The sequence below is a fragment of the Rhizobium sp. 01L410 genome, from assembly GCF_056400165.1.
Window position 1 is genome coordinate 89,661 of record NZ_JBFTST010000005.1, and the last position, 17,502, is coordinate 107,162.

21 protein-coding genes are annotated in these 17,502 nt (G+C 57.0%); 6 read left to right on the plus strand and 15 right to left on the minus strand.

Annotation, left to right across the window (positions count from 1 at the left end; all coding sequences use genetic code 11):
* Positions 1-14: 14 nt before the first annotated feature.
* From AC1DV9_RS12515 to AC1DV9_RS12530, 4 genes are all read right to left on the minus strand, one after another.
* A complete protein-coding gene (locus AC1DV9_RS12515) occupies positions 15-944 on the minus strand; it encodes an ABC transporter ATP-binding protein (RefSeq protein ID WP_310295334.1) in 930 nt (309 codons plus the stop codon).
* Complete coding sequence (locus AC1DV9_RS12520) at positions 941-1,582, minus strand: ABC transporter permease (RefSeq protein WP_477948131.1); 642 nt, start codon at positions 1,580-1,582, stop codon at positions 941-943. Before AC1DV9_RS12520 ends, AC1DV9_RS12515 begins: the two co-directional genes overlap by 4 nt.
* Before the next feature lie 8 nt (positions 1,583-1,590).
* The gene (locus tag AC1DV9_RS12525) at positions 1,591-2,208 is read right to left on the minus strand and encodes an ABC transporter permease (RefSeq protein ID WP_112389250.1); all 618 of its coding nucleotides are present in this window, start codon (positions 2,206-2,208) and stop codon (positions 1,591-1,593) included.
* Positions 2,209-2,301: 93 nt separating this feature from the next.
* The gene (locus tag AC1DV9_RS12530; protein WP_112446071.1) at positions 2,302-3,183 is read right to left on the minus strand and encodes a glycine betaine ABC transporter substrate-binding protein; all 882 of its coding nucleotides are present in this window, start codon (positions 3,181-3,183) and stop codon (positions 2,302-2,304) included.
* Positions 3,184-3,684: 501 nt separating this feature from the next.
* Between AC1DV9_RS12530 and AC1DV9_RS12535 the strand changes: the two genes are divergently transcribed.
* The 4 genes from AC1DV9_RS12535 to AC1DV9_RS12550 all read left to right on the plus strand — a co-directional run bounded on the left by AC1DV9_RS12535 (position 3,685) and on the right by AC1DV9_RS12550 (position 6,607).
* Positions 3,685-4,014 (plus strand): hypothetical protein, encoded by a 330-nt coding sequence (locus tag AC1DV9_RS12535; protein ID WP_477948133.1) that lies wholly within the window; start codon positions 3,685-3,687, stop codon positions 4,012-4,014.
* A 61-nt stretch (positions 4,015-4,075) separates the two neighbouring features.
* Entirely contained in the window at positions 4,076-4,897 is an 822-nt protein-coding gene (nadE, locus tag AC1DV9_RS12540; protein WP_477948135.1) for an ammonia-dependent NAD(+) synthetase, read from the plus strand.
* A gap of 835 nt (positions 4,898-5,732) precedes the next feature.
* Positions 5,733-5,924, plus strand: coding sequence for an XRE family transcriptional regulator (locus tag AC1DV9_RS12545; protein ID WP_112389254.1), 192 nt, complete (start codon positions 5,733-5,735; stop codon positions 5,922-5,924).
* A gap of 554 nt (positions 5,925-6,478) precedes the next feature.
* Positions 6,479-6,607 carry a hypothetical protein gene (locus tag AC1DV9_RS12550; RefSeq protein ID WP_477948137.1) on the plus strand — a complete coding sequence of 43 codons (129 nt, stop codon included), beginning with the start codon at positions 6,479-6,481 and terminating at the stop codon, positions 6,605-6,607.
* Between the two features lie 123 nt (positions 6,608-6,730).
* Here AC1DV9_RS12550 and AC1DV9_RS12555 read toward each other — a convergent pair whose 3' ends face one another.
* The 6 genes from AC1DV9_RS12555 to AC1DV9_RS12580 form a co-directional block, all read right to left on the minus strand.
* Entirely contained in the window at positions 6,731-7,837 is a 1,107-nt protein-coding gene (locus AC1DV9_RS12555) for a Fic family protein (protein ID WP_477948139.1), read from the minus strand.
* Between the two features lie 484 nt (positions 7,838-8,321).
* Complete coding sequence (locus tag AC1DV9_RS12560; protein WP_112389258.1) at positions 8,322-8,702, minus strand: DUF6481 family protein; 381 nt, start codon at positions 8,700-8,702, stop codon at positions 8,322-8,324.
* Positions 8,703-8,733: 31 nt separating this feature from the next.
* Entirely contained in the window at positions 8,734-8,958 is a 225-nt protein-coding gene (locus tag AC1DV9_RS12565; protein WP_477948140.1) for a hypothetical protein, read from the minus strand.
* Positions 8,959-9,082: 124 nt separating this feature from the next.
* Positions 9,083-9,292: a cold-shock protein gene (locus AC1DV9_RS12570; protein ID WP_037135461.1), complete on the minus strand. Its 210-nt coding sequence runs from the start codon at positions 9,290-9,292 to the stop codon at positions 9,083-9,085.
* Positions 9,293-9,730: 438 nt separating this feature from the next.
* Positions 9,731-10,000, minus strand: coding sequence for a DUF982 domain-containing protein (locus AC1DV9_RS12575; RefSeq protein WP_477948142.1), 270 nt, complete (start codon positions 9,998-10,000; stop codon positions 9,731-9,733).
* Positions 10,001-10,035: 35 nt separating this feature from the next.
* A complete protein-coding gene (locus tag AC1DV9_RS12580) occupies positions 10,036-11,190 on the minus strand; it encodes a sensor histidine kinase (protein WP_477948144.1) in 1,155 nt (384 codons plus the stop codon).
* Positions 11,191-11,356: 166 nt separating this feature from the next.
* Between AC1DV9_RS12580 and AC1DV9_RS12585 the strand changes: the two genes are divergently transcribed.
* The gene (locus tag AC1DV9_RS12585) at positions 11,357-12,094 is read left to right on the plus strand and encodes a Crp/Fnr family transcriptional regulator (RefSeq protein WP_477948145.1); all 738 of its coding nucleotides are present in this window, start codon (positions 11,357-11,359) and stop codon (positions 12,092-12,094) included.
* A 19-nt stretch (positions 12,095-12,113) separates the two neighbouring features.
* Here the strand turns inward: AC1DV9_RS12585 and AC1DV9_RS12590 are convergent, their stop codons facing one another.
* Together AC1DV9_RS12590 and AC1DV9_RS12595 are read right to left on the minus strand one after the other, a co-directional pair.
* On the minus strand, positions 12,114-12,344 hold the full coding sequence (locus AC1DV9_RS12590; RefSeq protein WP_477948146.1) for a DUF6894 family protein: 231 nt from the start codon (positions 12,342-12,344) through the stop codon (positions 12,114-12,116).
* A gap of 136 nt (positions 12,345-12,480) precedes the next feature.
* Positions 12,481-12,981: a sigma-70 family RNA polymerase sigma factor gene (locus AC1DV9_RS12595; protein WP_477948148.1), complete on the minus strand. Its 501-nt coding sequence runs from the start codon at positions 12,979-12,981 to the stop codon at positions 12,481-12,483.
* Between the two features lie 1,287 nt (positions 12,982-14,268).
* On the opposite strand from AC1DV9_RS12595, the gene AC1DV9_RS12600 reads away from it, so the two are divergent.
* On the plus strand, positions 14,269-14,499 hold the full coding sequence (locus AC1DV9_RS12600; protein WP_477948150.1) for a hypothetical protein: 231 nt from the start codon (positions 14,269-14,271) through the stop codon (positions 14,497-14,499).
* A 1,020-nt stretch (positions 14,500-15,519) separates the two neighbouring features.
* On the opposite strand, the gene AC1DV9_RS12605 is transcribed toward AC1DV9_RS12600, so the two are convergent.
* The 3 genes from AC1DV9_RS12605 to AC1DV9_RS12615 form a co-directional block, all read right to left on the minus strand.
* Positions 15,520-15,777, minus strand: coding sequence for a GlsB/YeaQ/YmgE family stress response membrane protein (locus AC1DV9_RS12605; RefSeq protein WP_477948152.1), 258 nt, complete (start codon positions 15,775-15,777; stop codon positions 15,520-15,522).
* Positions 15,778-16,118: 341 nt separating this feature from the next.
* Positions 16,119-16,325: a hypothetical protein gene (locus AC1DV9_RS12610; RefSeq protein ID WP_477948153.1), complete on the minus strand. Its 207-nt coding sequence runs from the start codon at positions 16,323-16,325 to the stop codon at positions 16,119-16,121.
* A gap of 1 nt (position 16,326) precedes the next feature.
* Positions 16,327-16,527 (minus strand): hypothetical protein, encoded by a 201-nt coding sequence (locus tag AC1DV9_RS12615; protein WP_477948154.1) that lies wholly within the window; start codon positions 16,525-16,527, stop codon positions 16,327-16,329.
* Positions 16,528-17,502 lie beyond the last annotated feature (975 nt).

The window sequence follows — 17,502 nt, forward strand, 5'->3', positions numbered from 1 at the left end:
GGACATCTCCATTTTCAAATCGAAAAGATCGCATCACGCGTCAGTCTCCCGATGACCTCGTCACCGTCGACGACCGCCAGCTGGTCGCAATCTGCTGCAACCATGAGCGACAGGGCTTCGCGCAGATTGGCGTTACTTGGAACACTGGGGGCCGTCATCGGTGACGGTCCCGCCGTCATGGCGTCTTCAACTGAAAACAGACTGAGACGTTTGATCGCCCTGTCGATGCCGACGAAACTCGATACGAAAGCGTTTGCCGGGCGCGAGAGGATAGCGTCCGGCGTATCATATTGGACGATCTTGCCCGACTTCATAATGGCGATACGATCACCCAGTCGAATCGCCTCGTCGAGATCGTGGGTCACGAGCACCACGGTCTTGCGAACGCGTTTCAGGATTTGGCGAAACTCGTCCTGGAGGCGTGTGCGGGCGATTGGATCGATCGCTCCAAAGGGCTCGTCCATGAGCAGCACGGATGGATCGGCCGCAAGAGCGCGGGCAACGCCGATGCGCTGCCTCTGGCCGCCCGAAAGCTGACGCGGATAACGCTTCAGCATTTCGCCCGGATCGAGCCCTACCAGATCGAGTAATTCATCGACGCGCTTGGCGGTTCGGGCTTGTTCCCACCCTAGTAGGTTCGGAACTGCGGCGACGTTCTCGCCAATCGTCATGTGGGGAAAAAGCCCGACGTTCTGGATGACGTAACCGATATGCCGGCGCAGTTTCACGGGATCAGCCTCCGTGACGTTTTCGCCGTTTACGAAAATCCGTCCTTCCGTCGGCTCGATCAGGCGGTTGATCATCCGCATCGTCGTCGTCTTGCCGCAACCGGACGGGCCGATCAACGCGACTGTCGAGCCCTCGGGCACGTCGAGCGTCAGGTTATCGACCGACGGCGCAGTGCTTTCGCCGTAGCGCTTGGTGACGTTCTCCATGCGGATCATACGGCAGCTCTCTCTGAAAAAAGCAGTTTCTCGACGCGCCCCAGCACGAATTCGGTCGTCAGCGCGAGTATGGCGATCGGCACAGCGCCGACCAGAAGACGGGACATGTCCATCACGCCGATGCCGGTAGCGATAAAATCGCCGAGCCCGCCACCGCCGATGAAAGGAGCAAGCGTCGCACCTGCCAGAACCTGGACGGCAGCGGTGCGGGCACCGGCAAACATCGCGGGCGCGGCGAGCGGGATGCGGATTTTTCGCAATAGCTGGCTGCGGCTCATTCCCATGCCGATTGCAGCTTCGACCGCGTCCGCGTCGACGTCGCGCAGGCCAACAAAGGAGTTCAGGAGGATAGGTGGCAGCGCGAGCACAGTGAGAGCCACGATTGACGGCATGAGGCCAATGCCCAGAAGCGGCAGCATGATCGCTAGGATCGCCAGGCTCGGGACCGTCCTCAAGCCGTTGATGACATTGATCACGGCGAACGCCAGTCGGCCATTGGTCACGATCAGTACCGCGAGCGGCAACGCAATCACCAGCGCGATGGCAAGTGAAATGCCCGACATCAGGAGGTGCTGCCCAAGGGCGCGGAAAAACTCCGTCTGATGGTCGACAATCCAGAAGAAGGCCGTGCTCAGCATCGCCAACCTCACTGCCAGCCAACGAGCCGCTTTTCAGCGCGCGTCAGAAGGAAATCGAAGATGATCGCGAGAAGCGCCGTCAGAATGCCACCAACAAATATTTTCTCGGGATACTCCTGGTCGATGCCGATCAGGATGATGGTTCCAAGCCCGCCACCGTCGATGAACGCCGCAACCGTGGCAATGCCTATCACCGTGACAAGCGCGATGCGCGTCCCTGATATGATCAGCGGCATCGCAAGCGGCAGCTCGACCCGAAAAAGCCTCTGCCAGCGGCCGTAGCCCATGCCGTCTGCAGCCTCGAGCACGTCGGCCGGAACGCCGCGAATGCCTGTAACGACGTTTCGCAGGAGGATCAGCAGACAGTAGGAGGACAACCCGATAAGCGCCGGCTCCATGCCAAGCCCGACGAATGGGATCAAGAGTGCAAACAGCGCAAGGCTTGGAATAACGAAGATGATATTCGTCACGGTCAGTGCAAAGGCGTAGAGCCTTGGACGCCTCGCGCAAGCAATTCCGAGCACAAGCGCAATCACCATGCCGATCAGCACCGACGTGATCGACAGGAGAAGGTGCTGCCAGACGGCAAGCGCTATCTCGGGAATGTGCTTAGGTGCCCAGTTCAAATGGAAACGATCCTGCCTGCTGTCACGCCGATACAGCCAAGCAGAGAACTTGGCCGCATTTTGCTTCCGGGGGAATGAAAACCTTCACCGTAATCAGATGCCCTGCGACTTCAAGAATTCCGCGGCGACGTCTGCCGGTTCTTCCTTGTCGCGGTCGACCTTGGCGTTGAGACCACGCATCGTGTCATTGTCGAGTAGCGGGCTGATCTTGTTCAGTACCTCGGCAATCTTGGGGTTCTTAGCGAGAGCGTCCTGGCGGACCACAGGCACGAGATAGTAAGGCGGGAAGAGGTTCTTGTCGTCGTCAAGGATGACGAGCTTGTTGTCTGAGATCTGCCAATCCGTCGCGAAACCGTAGGAGACATCGAGGTCCTTGCTGGTCAAGGCGCTGTAACGAATTCCGAGCTTTGCGAATATCTTGAACTCCTTGAATTCGATACCGTAGGTCTGCTTCAAGCCCGGCAGACCGTCCTTGCGTTCGCTGAACCCGCCCTCTGCGCCGAAGGTCAGGTCCTTGGAAACAGGGCCGAGGTCGCTCAAGGTCTTGAGCTTGTACTTCTCGGCCGTCTCCGGCAGCGTAATAATCGCGTAGCCGTTATTGATCTTTGTCGGCTCGAGAAGCGTCAGCTTCAGGTTCTTCTCGTAATAACCCTTGACGTCGGAATAGATCTTGTCAGCGGAGCCCGACAGGTCGCCCTTAACCACTGCCGCGAGAGCGGTGCCGGTATATTCCGGATAGAGATCGATTTCGCCGTTGGTCAAAGCGGTGTGCGCAACAAGCGTCGCGCCAAGATTCAGATGACGATCCACTTCAACGCCCGCCTTCTCCAAAGCCTGGGCATAGATTTCAGCGACGACGAACTGCTCTGTAAAATTCTTGCTGCCGATCTTAACCGCATCGGCATGGGCCGGTGCGATGGCTGCAACGGCAACGAAAGTGCCCGCAATCATCGCTGCCAAGGTCTTCGAAATCATTGCATTCACCTCTTCGTTAAACTTCACCACGTGTTTTAAAAGCTCTAAATGACGTCGGCGCGCAAACGCGTGCCAATTTCTGCCTATCTAGGAGAAAATTGCCTTTGGGCCAGAGCTCGGCATTCATCCGCGGTGACCGACCCGTGGGGGTTCAAATTTGGTTCTGCCGGCAGAATTGCTTCGCAAAAATCATGATATGGTAGAATCGACTACATCTTGCGTGTTGATGACGGGTGGACGGACTCGGCGGCGGCGATCTTCATGAAAGCCTACCCCCATAAGGGTCTCGCTGTAGCCCATTCGTTGCTAGGACAATTTTATGACTGCACACTAGACGGTCCGCTGGTCCAACTAGCGAATGCAACACTAATCGAGGTGATTTCGAGACAGTGACCGGTCGGATTTGTCGTCTCATTGTGCCCGAAGGACTGCCTATCCGGTTCTGCGTCTGATCCCTTATTCCAACACATACAAATAACCAATCACTGAGGGACTGAACCTATGCTCTCCAAAGATCAGAAGCTTTCTTTCGCAGAGCTCTTCACGAGCCGCCGTCCGACGACCGAAGGCGAGGCAGATGCCTATCTTGAGGTGGAAAGCTTTCAGATGTTCGCCCCCCTTCATGACGGTAGCCATTTGGCCCGGCTTGCCTTGTCCAGTACAGAGACCATGGACATCGCGGTCAATCCGATCTGTGCACTTCGACTAGCGGCGACCCTTCTTGATCAGCTTGCCAAGTCAGGAGACTTTGTCGTCGATCTTTCGATTTACGATGCCGAGACGGGAGATCAGTTGGCACGTGTTCGCCCTTCAGGCTCCATCATTTCGTGAGCTTCGCCACATGTGAGACACGTCCACTTGAGAAGTTTCTATTTTGGGATGGAAGACAGACATGCTGCCTGTGCAAAAAGCGATAATCGGACGACTGGGCGTCTCCAGAGTATTCAGCCTGGATGCGGAAGCGGCAAAACGCATATCTTTCCTGGAGAACTACATGCGGGCATCGGCATGCCGCGTTTATGTCCTGGGTATCAGTGGAGGCGTCGACTCCCTCACCGCCGGGTTGTTGGCACAGCGCGCAGTCACGAATCTCCGAGCTTCTGGCTACGATGCGCGGTTCGCCGCTGTGAGGCTGCCTTACGGCGACCAGGCAGACGAGGTCGACGCGCAACTGTCGTTGGATACCATCAAACCCGACAGGATCGTCACCATTGATGTCAAGCCGGCCGCCGACGCTATGATGGCGGCCATATCAAAAGACGCAGGTGACCTTCTGGAGGTTGACCGCTTCCACTTCCATTTGGGGAACGTTAAAGCTCGCCAGCGCATGATCGCCCAGTACGCTCTAGCGGGTGCCACGCGCGGCCTCGTAATCGGCACCGACCATGCAGCGGAAGCATTGATGGGCTTCTACACGAAGTTCGGAGACGGAGCGGCCGACATCCTACCCTTGTCGGGCCTCAACAAGCGTCGTGTTCGTGCCCTCGCCCAACATCTCGGCGCACCCGAGCAACTCGTGTTCAAAACCCCCACGGCCGACCTAGAGAGCGATGCTCCGTTGAGGCCCGACGAAGATGCCTACGGTGTAACCTACGACGAGATCGACGATTTTCTGGAAGGCAAGGAAATCAAACAAAGCTCGCTGGACCGCATCGTGACGATGTATCGTGCGTCGGAACACAAACGCGCCCTGCCCGCTGCACCATCGGAGTAAACGCTAGACGATGGCTTAGTCCAAGGGGGCCGATCACTATTCCGGATAACTTTTCGGCGGCCATTGCGTGTCCCCAAACGATTTTGGCTGTGACAGGATCATTCGCGATCGCCGCCGTCTGAGCACTGTCTGGCAATCGCGCCCACCCATGGAGCCCAGATAGATAGCGGCTCCATGCCCATGGCGAAATCTAGGGATACCGGAGCCCTCTCGTTCCGTTACGTTAGGCGACGACAGTGTCCGCTGTCAGTCGGCCGATGGCGACCTCCATTGACCGATCTCCTGATATTTACGGCCCTCTTCACCCCCCGTGAGAGGGCCTTTTTTTCGGCTATTGGCCTTCTCCGAAACCAAAGGGTCCGAGGGCGCTCGACCTTCAGGAAAGGGAGCGACCCTCTCACCCCGCGCGCAAGCCTCACGCATGCGCCGGCGGACGCCGCTGCGGAGGCTCGTGTGATTTGGTGTGGCCGATCTAAAATGGGGTCGTAGCGATCCCTTCTCAAGACCGTGACGTGACGCGTCCATTACTGGACAAAGCGTGTTGATGCGTTTGAAGGAGCGGCCACACCTTCCCATATGGACGAAATCCCCAAAGGAAAATTATCATGGTGAGCAGGATCAGAAAGACACTGACTGTGGAGCAACGGGCGGCAGCTTTCGAACATACCAACAAGATTGCTATGGACTTCGCCGACGAGGAGCGGCGACTGTGCCACGAAAAGAGCGAGCGTCTACGCCGGATAAGGCTCGCTGGGAACCAAAATCCGACCTCGAAATAGTTCGGCGGAACCAGAATTCTGCTTCGCCGTTAAATGCGGCGAGAAGGAGCATTGAAATGGATCAGATTTCGCACATACCGCAGTCGACAGCTGCCAGCCTCAAGGCGTCTCGTATAGCCAAAAACTACAGCTTGGAGGACCTCGCGATCGCCACCGGACTGACCGTATCCGAGATTTCAGTCGCCGAGGATGAGCTGGGCACAGCTCCATCATCTCATGTTGAGCGCATCAAACACGCGTTGGCATGAACTTATGGCGCCAACTCGATTGGCGCTATCCGCCCCACACCCTTATGGGACACCCAAGGGGAAGTCTTATGCCCGGCACTTTTTCTTCCATCAGCGTATCGCATTCGACCTCGATTACCGCGGCCAGGCCGTGCAGGCTTGGGAGACTGTTGTTGACGCCTCCGACACTGAAGGGATCGAGGAGGCGAAACAGATGGCGTCCAGCCACGCTGGCGTCCTTGTCGTTCGTCGTGATGGAAATCCGGTCGTCGGCGAAGAAGGAGACCCGGTTGTCGTGTATCGCTCCGGAAAGACGGACGGTCTACGGCCGCTGCTCTTGAGGGCAACGACACCTTCGAACTCAATGTCATGAAACGGCAGCCATATTGGACCAAACTGGGAACCGTCGATGGGGATTGCCGTTAGGCAGTCTCGAACCATGGAGAATACGATGGCACAGGAAACTACTCTCGGAAATCCAATCCCTGTTCGGAGTTATCAGCTCTGGCGCTGATGACACCCAGCTTGCACTTCCCGCTCCTAGAGGACTGGAAGGCCTTGCTTGGCCGGAGTTTTTGGCGGCCGACACACTGTGGCTCACGCCGTTGAAAATCGGCCTCGCGACGACGCTGGCCGCGACGACATTTGCCTTCAACCCGTTCTTCGCTTTCAATGTCGGTGGTTTCGATAAAATCGCACCATGAGCCACGGGGGTAGGAATGTATGGTATCTGAGCCGGAAGCCGTATCCTCGCGACCTTCGAGCGGAATCGAATAATCGTTCACCAAGATAATAACGTTGTTGGAGTTCATTAGACTAGCTGCAATTTATTTCCGCAATGACAGCGAGTACCGGGTATGCCGACGTTCGCCGGTACGCGTCAGCGCACCGATCTCCACGAGCTGCTGAAGATCGCGTGTTGCTGTAGCGCGGGATGTAGCTGTGATCGAGATGTAGTTTTCGGCACTTAGCCCCCCCTTGAAGCCTGCCGTGCCTTCCTTGAAGATGCGCGCGACTACCTTTTCCTGGCGCTCGTTGAGCCGGCCCCGGAAACGATCATAGAACTGTGCTTTCTGAATGAAGAAATCGATGCGCTCAAGCGTCGCCCGTTGAGCATCCAGGATCGTTTTCGAGAAGAAAATGATCCAATCTGTGATATCAAGTTTGCGTTGGTGCCGCTCAAGCTCTGAGTAGTAGGCCTTCCGGCTCTTCTCGATTGTGAAGGCGAGTGAAATGAGGCTTGGCTGCCCTATGTTTTGCGCCAGGGATTTCTCGGCGAGCGCGCGCCCAATTCGGCCGTTGCCATCCTCGAATGGATGTATGCTTTCAAAGTAAAGATGGCCTACTGCTGCGCGCGTCAAAGCTTGAAGCGACATGTGGCCATCTGGCCCGGATTGATTGAACCATGCGATGAAGGTCTCCATCTCAGTGGTAACCTGGCGGGACGGGGGAGCCTCGAAGTGGATTGTGGGCTTCTCGAATGGACCTGACACGATCTGCATGGCGTCTTCATGCTTGCGATAAGCGCCAACCGTTTCAATATATCGATTTCCGGCCATCAGCATTGAATGCCACTGGAACAGTCCCTCACGACGCAGCGGCCTATGCCAACTTCGATAGACATCCGCCATCATCTCGGCGATCCCCCGCTCTTGTGGGCGGATCTGTCTGCCATCAGTGTCTAGCCCGAACTGCCGACGGAGCGATGACTGAACACTCGCGCGGTCCAGAAATTCCCCCTCAATCTCTGAGGTCTTGACCGCTTCGTCGCTCAGCAACTCAATGCGAAGTTGGTTGCTGTCGTCATCGTTGAAATGTCGAACAGCACCGATAACCTCGCCGGCGGATTGCAAGAATTTCTGCTCCAATGGTACCAGGCTTGCGGTATCGTACCTGAAGTTTGGCCAATCGGGGTTCTGCCAGTTCCATTTCATGAGTTATAGCCGCCTTCTCTATAACTCATAATTATTGCCATAGGTGAGTTATTGCAAGCCTATCTATGCCTCAGCACAAAAGTCTGCGGCTCTCCATTCAAGAGCCAGCGATCGACAGGTAACCACTTGCCCTAAACATATTTTGTCAACGGGCGCCCCTATTTCCGCTTGGTGTCGACAGAAACGGAATGAGCATGACAAAACACGACCCGTCATCACGTCAGTGAAAAAGTTCGGAATTCTGCGAGCTTCGCATCGCCCCAATCACATCAAGGCGAGTGTTGGTGAATATACGGCCATCTCTGGCCAGATTGATCACCTACCGGAAATCGCCCCCGCTTCTGAATGGCCGTATCGACTGGACGATGTTCATTCAGGCCTGTGGGATCGAAGCAGGGTTGACGGCAGAACTGAAAAAGTAGCTCCGGCCAGGCCCAGATGCAATCATCCACGGACCATCCAATAAAAGGTGGGTCCCTGGATACTAAGCATGCCGGGCCTTGCGGGCGGCATAACGTCTGTCGCGCTCGGCTTTGCGAGCGGCCTCATCTTGAACAACCCGTGATATCCGGGCATTCTCTGCCGCCTGTCGCGCCTCGATCTCTGCCGCAGCTGCTGCCTCGATCGCCGCCTGTTCTTGAGCCGCAAGGGTCTCGACCCGGGTAAGCTCCTCATGCTTCAGCCGATCCCGTTCCGCACGGCGCGCCTCGCGCGCTTCAACAAGAGAGATGCGCTCGGCCTGTCTGGCGGCCTGTGACGGCTCAGCCGCCGTCTTTGCAGCTCGGTAGCTCGTGAGAAGAGCTGTCTTGGCGTCCGCAGCAGCGGAGCGTCGGTCGGTAAGTTCGTTGTTTCTGGCGTGTCTCAAATTTTTATCCTGATAGTTGTCGTTGGGATGATCAGCCGGCCTTGGCTCGTTTGGCAAGCAGCGCAGATGTTGCAGACATCCGGTCGGCTTGCTCCTTGGCGAGGCGCGCTTCGCGCAGCCTGAACGTCTTGGCATCGCGCGCCTGGGCCACGGATTCAAGCTCTTCCGCCGCATTGTTCTTGGCGAAGAACTCCGTCTGAAGATGGCCGAAGGCGGTCTCGGCCTGCTGGCGAGATTTACTATATGTCTCTGTCATTGAATGTCCTCGATGTCAGCTATGACGCCAAAACGAAAAAGGCCAGGCGAATTGCCTGGCCTCAAACTGATAGTTGCCTCCGGCGATGCCAGTACATCCGTGGTCAAAGGGAAGCAGATATCTATTAAGCGTTCTGCAGATTGCAGGCCGACATCTTGCCCGACTTGTTGTCGCGCTCGAGTTCAAAGCCGATCTTCTGGCCTTCGACCAGCTCACGCATTCCTGCGCGTTCGACGGCAGAGATGTGGACAAAAGCGTCAGCGCCGCCATTGTCAGGCTGGATGAAGCCGAAGCCCTTGGTTGAATTAAACCATTTTACTGTGCCAGTGGTCATGATGAACCCTTTCAAAGCATAGAGTGAGGAACCGCGAAGCTTATGCCACGCAGACGAAAACCGACTATTTTTGAAAGGGAAGTTCGCTTAAAACGCGGTGCCAATCGCGCGGTAGACAAAGCTCGGCAAGCAAAAGATCGATGAGCTATCATATACGACAGGGGAGCGGGTTCGTCAACGGTTAGTCTTCGAGGACCGTGCTATTCGTCTTCTGGTTGAGCTCTCGCGCGCAAGACTCACGCGTAGTCGGGCGATAGACCGACGTTCCTCTTCTTAGCAGTTCCTTCAGATTTCGTTCAGCTTTTCCTTCTTCAAGGTCCAGAGTTATACGCCAGTGTGCATCATGCAAAATGGTCGACGCTGTTTGGACAGAAAATGAAAGATCGACCTTTGCCAAGCACAGCAATGCTCTTAATCGTGCTGCAGTGTGAAAACTGGTCAGGCAAATGGGATCGAGGCTTCCAGTGAAGCTGCAACGAAGGCCTGCCGGGAGAGCTCCAGATCCCCCTCCGTCTCAAGCGCGGCGTGACACCGGTTTATGGCGCGTTCGAAAAACCAGCCGCCCCCTGCCGGCCACTCCCGTAGCGACCGTAAGGCATCTGCCGGCCCGTATATCAATCGCGCTGCCCCGTCACCGAGGCCAAGTTGGACGGGCCGCGCCCAAGATAAGACTTGCTGCATTGCACAATTCCTTTCTGTCAACAACATTCCGGCCGGGCGAATGTTCCGTGAACGGCTTGCAGTTAGATGAATGGTGGTGCTTCCTGGACGGACGCAGATCCGTTTTCGGCCGTCACGGACACCCCTTTTCTCTCAATTTCGGGAAGCGATCGGCATGCGGTCGCATCGTTCTCCGTTTGATACGTTCCTGACAGGACAAAGCGGACGCCTTCAGGCAGGTAGGCTGTGTCGCCTACGCCGGAGAAATAGGATGCGACGATCTTGTTCGCCAGACTGGAACCGAAGCCGGCTCGCTTCGGCGGCCTCACGGGTGGGCCGCCTTTTTCCTCCCAGACAAACTCAGATCCTCGCGCGCCGGAGGTTTGCCAGGTGATTTTTATAGAGCCCGTGTCGTTCGACAGAGCACCATATTTGAGCGCGTTCGTTGCCAACTCGTAGACCGCAAGCGATAGGCCGATCGTCTGCTGCGTCGACACATGAAGTGTCGGGCCGAGAATTGTCACACGGCCTGGGTCATCAAGATGAGCTGCGAGGCTTTCTCTGACCGTTGCGGCGACAGCGACGTCTGCAGGCGTTCCATGCAACATGTTTTGGGCCTTGCCTAGAGCTGCTATTCGATGGGTGATCGTTTCGCGCGCCTGGTCGAGCGTCTCGGCGTGCCGAAGGCTTGCACTGACCACCGCAGTCGTCACTGCCATCGAATTTTTGACCCGGTGCACCAATTCATGGCGGAGAACCTCCTGAGCACCTAGACTCCGCACCATCGCCGTGGTGTCGACGGCGACATCGATGATACCGGCGACATTGCTATCATCGTCGTAAAGCGGGCTATAGGAAAACGTCCAGAAAGTCTCTTCATCATAGCCATTACGGTCCATGACGAGGCGCATATTCTCCGTGTAGGTGCCACTGCCAGACAGTGCCTCGTCGACAAAGGGCTTAACGTCATCCCACACGTCCGACCATATGACCGGGAAAGGCTTTCCCAGCGCACCGGTTTCCTTCGCACCAAGGAACGGCTTGTAGGCATCATTGTAAAGTATGTTGAGGTCGCGCCCCCAAAACAGGCATATCGCATGGCGCTGATGTAGCATCATCTGGACGACTGCTTTCAACGCAAGCGGCCAGGTGTCGATCGCGCCGATGCTCGTTGGGCCCCAGTCGTGATCGCGAATAGCCTCCGCCATATCTCCGCCTGCTCGCAGGAAATCACCCATCGCCTTATCCCCGCCGGTTTGCGGACCGACCAGACGCGTCGTTACGCGTTTACATAGTTAATAGCGAACTTCAGGCTATGTCGGTTTGGCTAGGGTCTCGCTCCCATGCTATGTCCGTAAGCGGACAGTTCGGCATACATATCGCGCTGATTCTAAGGAACCCTCGGTGGCAAATGCGTTCATTCGAAAACTGGATAGCTTTGATACTCTACACCCTGATGACCGGGCATGGCTGCTTTCCGTTGCCAGCCGAACAAGAGAAATCGGCGCGGACCGTGATCTCATCAGGGAGGGAGACAATCCGGAGAACGTCCTGCTCATGCTCAACGGCTTCGCTATGCGCTACAAGCTCACCGCAGAGGGGCGACGCCAGATATTCGCCTACCTCATCCCCGGCGATTTCTGCGATCTCCATGTCGCATTGCTAAAAAAGATGGATCACGGCATCGGCACGCTCAGTCCTTGCCGTGTGGCTCACCTTTCGCCTGCAACGATCCTGGAGTTGACGGAGAGAAGACCATCCCTCACTCGCGCGCTCTGGATGTGTTCTCTTGTCGATGAGGCGACGTTGCGCGAATGGCTAGTGAACCTCGGACAACGGCCTGCTCCCCACCGGATCGCTCACTTGTTTTGCGAATTGCACGAAAGGATGAAAGCTGTTGGATTAACAGATGAAGGCACGTTCGAACTTCCGTTAACACAAGCGGAACTGAGCGACACGATGGGGCTTTCGATTGTGCACGTGAACAGGAGCTTGAAAGAACTGCGAGAATCCGGACTGGTCACCCTCAAGAACGAGCGCATCGTCATCCCCAACGTTCATCGTCTTAAGGCATATTCTGATTTCGATCCCAGTTATCTGCATCTTCGCTGGCCGCAGCAAGGGAGCGGCTTAACGCAGTGAGCGGTTGAAGGCGAGCCGCTCAGAGCCCGTGGTGGTCAACCGAAACGTTGACGCCGAAGACAATCATATCATCTGCATCGGTGACGATCATCTGCCAGGCCTGGCCCTTCCACCTGTGCTCTCCGTCGCTCAGCATCTGCCCGGCGGCCCGGACCGCTTCGATACGCATTTCATCCATGCTGGCAAGCTCCAGTCCAATGTCGTCAAGAATGGCCTTGCCGTTCATGATGTGAAAGAAATAGCGTGGCATGGCGTTGCTCCCTGTTGGTGGCGGGAGCGCTTGGTCTCTCTGTCACGGACTGGCCGGAAAGGGTGCCGGTGATCCCTCCGTTAGATACGCAAAGGCTGGGTACGGCTAGGTCATATGTTATGTTAGCCCTATCACGCTAGATGGTACCGCCCATCTGTTGCGTGAGGGCAAGGCGGACGCGGTTCACGCGGCTTTTGATGGTGCCGACGCGACAACCACACCGTCGAGCCGCCGCCTCGTAGCTATCGCCATCAACCAGGACAGCGTCGAATGCCGAACGGTGGTTCGGCGAAAGGGTCGCCACAGCGGCCTCGAATTCGCGCAGGCGCACTGCCCATTCCTGTGACGGAGGCACGGAAGCGAGGGCCGATATGCAATCTGCAGCCCCGGGCGCTTCTCGCGCGCTTTTATGATATCGGGTGCAAAATGTATTGCGCAGAATAGTGAATAACCATGATCGCAGCCGCGTTCCGGGCTCGAATTTATCGATATTTGCAAGGCCGCGGACCAGTGTCTCTTGGACGAGGTCATCCACTTCGCTCTGATCGCGCGTGAAGCGCGTCGCGAACCTGCGTATTTCGGGCATGAGCCTAATCATGTCGGCCTCGACGGCGTTCTTGGCATCGGCAGTTCGCATAGAAGCTCCTGGAAGGTTGTCGGTAAACTGGCTGGCGCGATAGCCTTCACACACAGGAAGGCCCGCAAATTGTCCCGCCACGCCCCCTTGAGCGACGCGACCGTGATGGGAGGCTACCGGGTCCGCTCGTCTGACTTGGACTTACGCTTCTGCGCATCGAACTCCATCACATATGTTAATCAATCGCCTTCATTCACGCGGTGGCCCTGTTCCGTCGTAGGCGTCCCCCCGTCCCGTTTTCCAGGGCTATCAATGCGGGGCTTGGCGCAGAAAAGAGGACTCTGGTGGGGGGGCGGGTCGTACACTTGACGTGCATCGACTTCGGCAGGAACCGATAACTTTACTCGCAGGAAACTTCGCTGCGTGACGTTGGTTCGCTTATTTGGTCACGCATAAGGCGAAATCCGGCGAGTTGTGACAACACAGTACGCAGTCTGAAGGCTCGCAAGACCATAGGCATCCGAAGCGCGAAGCGGACGGTAATGGGATCTGAGGAGGCCAGAACCGAGACCCGTCAGTTAAATAAAATTGAGACTTTGGAATGCTGGGAGGCTGTCCTCGATACCCGCGCCAGGCTGCGGTTCTCGCGCTCTCGCGGTAGCCCATGCCCATGCCCATGCTTCGCCAAAAACCAGCGCCCGAAAACTATCCGCCAAGGGCGCTTACGTTCTCCTTGAAGCCAACCGAGAGAGCGTGATCTCACACTGATCGCGACGGGATCGGAACTGGCTCTCGCGATCGAGGCGCGCGCGGCGTTGCAAACGCGGGATCACCACCGCAGCGGTATCGATGCCATGCCAACTGCTGTTCGGAGCAGGGCCAATCCTACAAGCGTTCCGTGCTCAGTGAAACGCGGGCGCGGGTAGCAATTAAAGCTGCCGTACAAAGATCCTGGGGACCGCTATACCGGCATCGGCGGCGGCTTCGTTGGCATGCACCGGATCGGTGCCTCGGGTAAGATCAACGACGTTTACGCCAAGTTCGAAATCTCAGTCGATGCCCTGGTTCGCACAGCCCGAGACCTCATCGGGAGCGATCGCAACGGAAAATCCGGATACCCGGTTGAATGACCAATTTCTCTCCGGGAACTTAACGACAGGCGGAAGGTTTGGGCGCCTGTGAAGGTCTGCCGATTTGCAGGACAAGCGCATCGGAAGCGTTCAGACGAATCTACGCGCACGCGCACAGCAGACCAAGGAAGATGGCGCGTAAACGCGTTATCCCGCACTGTATGCGGACGTCAGGTCGCTCTGTTAGAGGCCGCAATAAGCACGAAAGGTATATCCTATGACGAAGACAATAATACCGCCGGAGACTGATGACGCCCGAGCTTCTGACAGCGCGGATGCCGACCGGCGCCGCGAGAAGCTTGGGAAGGAGGCTGGAAAGGGTCTGCGCATAGCCATGCCAGACAAACGCGACCGGGACACGAAAAAGATCAAGACACCCGTCAAAAGCGCTGCTTCCTCCGCGATCGGCACGCCAGCCGAGGGAATGGTCGAAGATGGGGAGGGATAATCTCCCAACAGTGCCGGGTCCCAGTCGTCAGGAGCGTGCCGGCGATGACAGAAAGCCATCATGGGCTTGCTGGTAAAGCGAAACAGGCGGGTGAGAATGCTATCGGGAAAGAGGATGGAGGGGATACCGATAGTGACAAGTGAGCCGGATGGGAGATCAGAAGCGAGAGCTTCCCGACCGTTGAAAGTCGAAGCGCTGTTACAAATCCTGACTCATTGAGTCCATCGATGACCAACCTTTTGAACTCAGTCTAGAAATGCGCCAGTGCTTAATACTGCACTCTGGATTTTCCCAAAACCCACGAAGGAGCGGAAAATGCCCAACCGATCTGCGTTCGAAGTGGCAGGACAAAACATAACCGAGGACCAGCGCAATATAGCCGCTTCTGAGGCCGAAATCGCCGAGGGTTTAATTCGCGGCGAAACTACCGCAATCGCTCGTGCCGACCTTTTAAAATGGCGGCAGTCTCTTCGATATCACTTGTTTGCGCGCGATCTAATGCAGGCAACCATCAGATCACAGCTTCGCCGGCCGCCTGAAACCTGATTGTCGCTGTCACGCAGGTTGAACCACCTGCCAACTGACCTTTTAGCACCACTCTAATTCTAGTGATGCAGGCCTGCTGTAGGTTTGTTTCGGCGTCACTGTCGCCGACTCTAAGTCTCGAACCACCGCTGGCGATTTCGTCCATTTACCTGGCTTCTTCGCCGACGGCATGGCCCCAGCAGATGATAGACGTCGTCTTCGGCTTCATAATTAATTTTAGCCAATGCAGCGCGCCAGATACCATAACTGGCGCCTTCGCATCGGGAATGACCTGGGCAACCTTTTCAATGACGAGATGGAGCGCTGTTGCTTTTCAGGCGGGAGCATCTCGACCGTTTTATCTGGTCCACCTCGCGTCAGGAAGATGTCTGACGGGAGGGCGTCGAACCGCTCGCTTGCCGACCATGTCCGGAGACACAAGACCGAAAATACTTGAACTCCGTGACGGTATTGGGGGGCCCCAGCGCGCTTTCCCTACGTGGTACGACGAAGCATGCGCGCGAGTGCGATCAGGATACAGGCGCCGATGAAGCCAGCGATCAGGTAACCAAGCCAGCCGGCTAGCGCGACACCGAAGAGCGACAGGAGAAAGTTGGCGACGATCGCGCCGACAATGCCCAGGATGACGTTCATCAGGACGCCCATGTTCGACTTCATGAACATCTCGGCGAGCCAGCCTGCGAGGCCGCCGATAATGATGGCCGCGATCCAGCCGATTTGTGCGTTTTCCATGTTGATCTCCGATGATTTCGAATGCCGCCGGCCGCGAAATTGCTGATCGGTCAGCACCGAAACACACGCAACCACCTTTTGTTCCGCCCGAGGGCGTTTCAGTCCGCAGTGGGCCAGTCGTTCGCAGTGTCGACTCCGTCGCGCTACCTCGTTGCCAGACCCGAAGTTCAAGTTCGAGGTGACCGGTCTGCGCGCTACCCGGAAAAGCACCGGGTTTGGAGAACGGCATGACAATCGCGCTCAAGGGAGAAGTCGTTTCGCCCGGTGACGCCACCGTGGTCGAACTCCGCGCCCGCCGTTGCTTCCGTTGGAAGTCGTCTGAGCCCCCAGGTGACGTCTCGCTACCGGGTCTCGCCTTCGTTCATTTTGGCTGGATCATAGTTGATGTCCCAGTCCTTGACGGGCTTTTTACCTGGCGGCGTCTTATGTTCCGTCGCGTCTTCCGACCCGGTGACGACGGTCGGCTTGGCGCTGGCCACACCGGTTGCCTTTCGATCACCGACCGACTTCGCATACTGGCCGTTCGCATCCTTTTCAACGTCCGTCATCTCATTCGCCTTTCTGCTTGAGGCCGTGGGAAACTTTCTTGACCACTGGATTGGCATTGGTTTCCCCATTGGCATCTTCGGCGCGGTCCGGATCGTCCTTCGCGGGCATGTATCCTGGCGGCGTGTTTTCCTGTGGCCCCTCCCAACGAGGAGACTGGTCGGTGGTACCTGGCGCACCGTCTTTCGGCTTATTCATTCCCATGATGCTTACTCCTTCTGCGAGGCTAACCTTCATCGCGAACGGATGTTCCGCTCTCGCACCTACGTCGGACTTTCGAAAAGAATGGCCAGACCACGATTTCTTTCCAAAGCGACGGCGGAGATGGAACCTCGGCTCTTGGGCGGACTTCCTGAGCAGACAGAAGAATGACGATGCCCGACCGAAAAATTCCCCAGTAGTGCAGTCTATTGAAATCGAACAGGCCGAAAAGCGCGAGCGTGTCTTGAAGGAATGGTTGAAGAGCCCCTCCGATCATCCGGGAGCGCCGTCACTCGGATCGCGTCTACGAGATTCGCGATGCTCTTGATGCGCTTCGACGAGATGTAGATCGCATGGCGGGCGGCCCTGCAACAGAGATGGCGTCCGGTGCGACATCCCCCGCCAAGTCGGAGGCTCGCACGTTTGTGAAGAGCGTCGAGGACAAGATCCGCGAGAGGCCGATCACAGCAGTCGCCGTCGTATCAGCCCTCGCGTTCGTGTTCGGTGCGGCGCCTAGAAGCGGCTCGCATCACAGCGAACGGATGTCATTCATGCGGCCGGGACCTGCCCCCAGGGCTTTATAGAGGAGGAGGCAGCGATGGCGGACGATCTACAGCTGGCGCGGCGCACGTGGTTTAAAGCGCTCAAACTCGTGCTCCCGCAAGAGATCGTCTCGCTCTGGGTGGGTCGTAGATCGCGGCCTTTCCCTGTAATACTGCTGGGAAGGACCAAGCTCGTGCCATTGTCAGCAAGTTCTGCGCGCTCGCGCGACGACGGCGTCGCATAATCCGCGCGTGGTCGACGGCGAGGAGCCACAGCGGCGGTCGGTGACGGCGGCGACCGCCGCTATTTCTTCCGGCTGCGGAATGTCGACACTTCGAGCGCTGGTGTCGGCGCTTGACAGACGGGCGGCATCTTCTGGAGACCCCAGACCGCCACTACACCGTCGTTGGCGGGATACTTTGGCGAAGGGCAAAA

What these genes read in the sequence shown, in the direction of transcription:
- AC1DV9_RS12515 (WP_310295334.1), bottom strand. Translation starts at nt 944, where the DNA reads ATGATCCGCATGGAGAACGTCACCAAGCGCTACGGCGAAAGCACTGCG.
- AC1DV9_RS12520 (WP_477948131.1), bottom strand. Translation starts at nt 1,582, where the DNA reads ATGCTGAGCACGGCCTTCTTCTGGATTGTCGACCATCAGACGGAGTTT.
- AC1DV9_RS12530 (WP_112446071.1), bottom strand. Translation starts at nt 3,183, where the DNA reads ATGATTTCGAAGACCTTGGCAGCGATGATTGCGGGCACTTTCGTTGCC.
- AC1DV9_RS12535 (WP_477948133.1), top strand. Translation starts at nt 3,685, where the DNA reads ATGCTCTCCAAAGATCAGAAGCTTTCTTTCGCAGAGCTCTTCACGAGC.
- nadE (WP_477948135.1), top strand. Translation starts at nt 4,076, where the DNA reads ATGCTGCCTGTGCAAAAAGCGATAATCGGACGACTGGGCGTCTCCAGA.
- AC1DV9_RS12545 (WP_112389254.1), top strand. Translation starts at nt 5,733, where the DNA reads ATGGATCAGATTTCGCACATACCGCAGTCGACAGCTGCCAGCCTCAAG.
- AC1DV9_RS12555 (WP_477948139.1), bottom strand. Translation starts at nt 7,837, where the DNA reads ATGAAATGGAACTGGCAGAACCCCGATTGGCCAAACTTCAGGTACGAT.
- AC1DV9_RS12565 (WP_477948140.1), bottom strand. Translation starts at nt 8,958, where the DNA reads ATGACAGAGACATATAGTAAATCTCGCCAGCAGGCCGAGACCGCCTTC.
- AC1DV9_RS12570 (WP_037135461.1), bottom strand. Translation starts at nt 9,292, where the DNA reads ATGACCACTGGCACAGTAAAATGGTTTAATTCAACCAAGGGCTTCGGC.
- AC1DV9_RS12575 (WP_477948142.1), bottom strand. Translation starts at nt 10,000, where the DNA reads ATGTTGTTGACAGAAAGGAATTGTGCAATGCAGCAAGTCTTATCTTGG.
- AC1DV9_RS12580 (WP_477948144.1), bottom strand. Translation starts at nt 11,190, where the DNA reads ATGGGTGATTTCCTGCGAGCAGGCGGAGATATGGCGGAGGCTATTCGC.
- AC1DV9_RS12590 (WP_477948146.1), bottom strand. Translation starts at nt 12,344, where the DNA reads ATGCCACGCTATTTCTTTCACATCATGAACGGCAAGGCCATTCTTGAC.
- AC1DV9_RS12595 (WP_477948148.1), bottom strand. Translation starts at nt 12,981, where the DNA reads ATGCGAACTGCCGATGCCAAGAACGCCGTCGAGGCCGACATGATTAGG.
- AC1DV9_RS12600 (WP_477948150.1), top strand. Translation starts at nt 14,269, where the DNA reads ATGACGAAGACAATAATACCGCCGGAGACTGATGACGCCCGAGCTTCT.
- AC1DV9_RS12605 (WP_477948152.1), bottom strand. Translation starts at nt 15,777, where the DNA reads ATGGAAAACGCACAAATCGGCTGGATCGCGGCCATCATTATCGGCGGC.
- AC1DV9_RS12610 (WP_477948153.1), bottom strand. Translation starts at nt 16,325, where the DNA reads ATGACGGACGTTGAAAAGGATGCGAACGGCCAGTATGCGAAGTCGGTC.
- AC1DV9_RS12615 (WP_477948154.1), bottom strand. Translation starts at nt 16,527, where the DNA reads ATGGGAATGAATAAGCCGAAAGACGGTGCGCCAGGTACCACCGACCAG.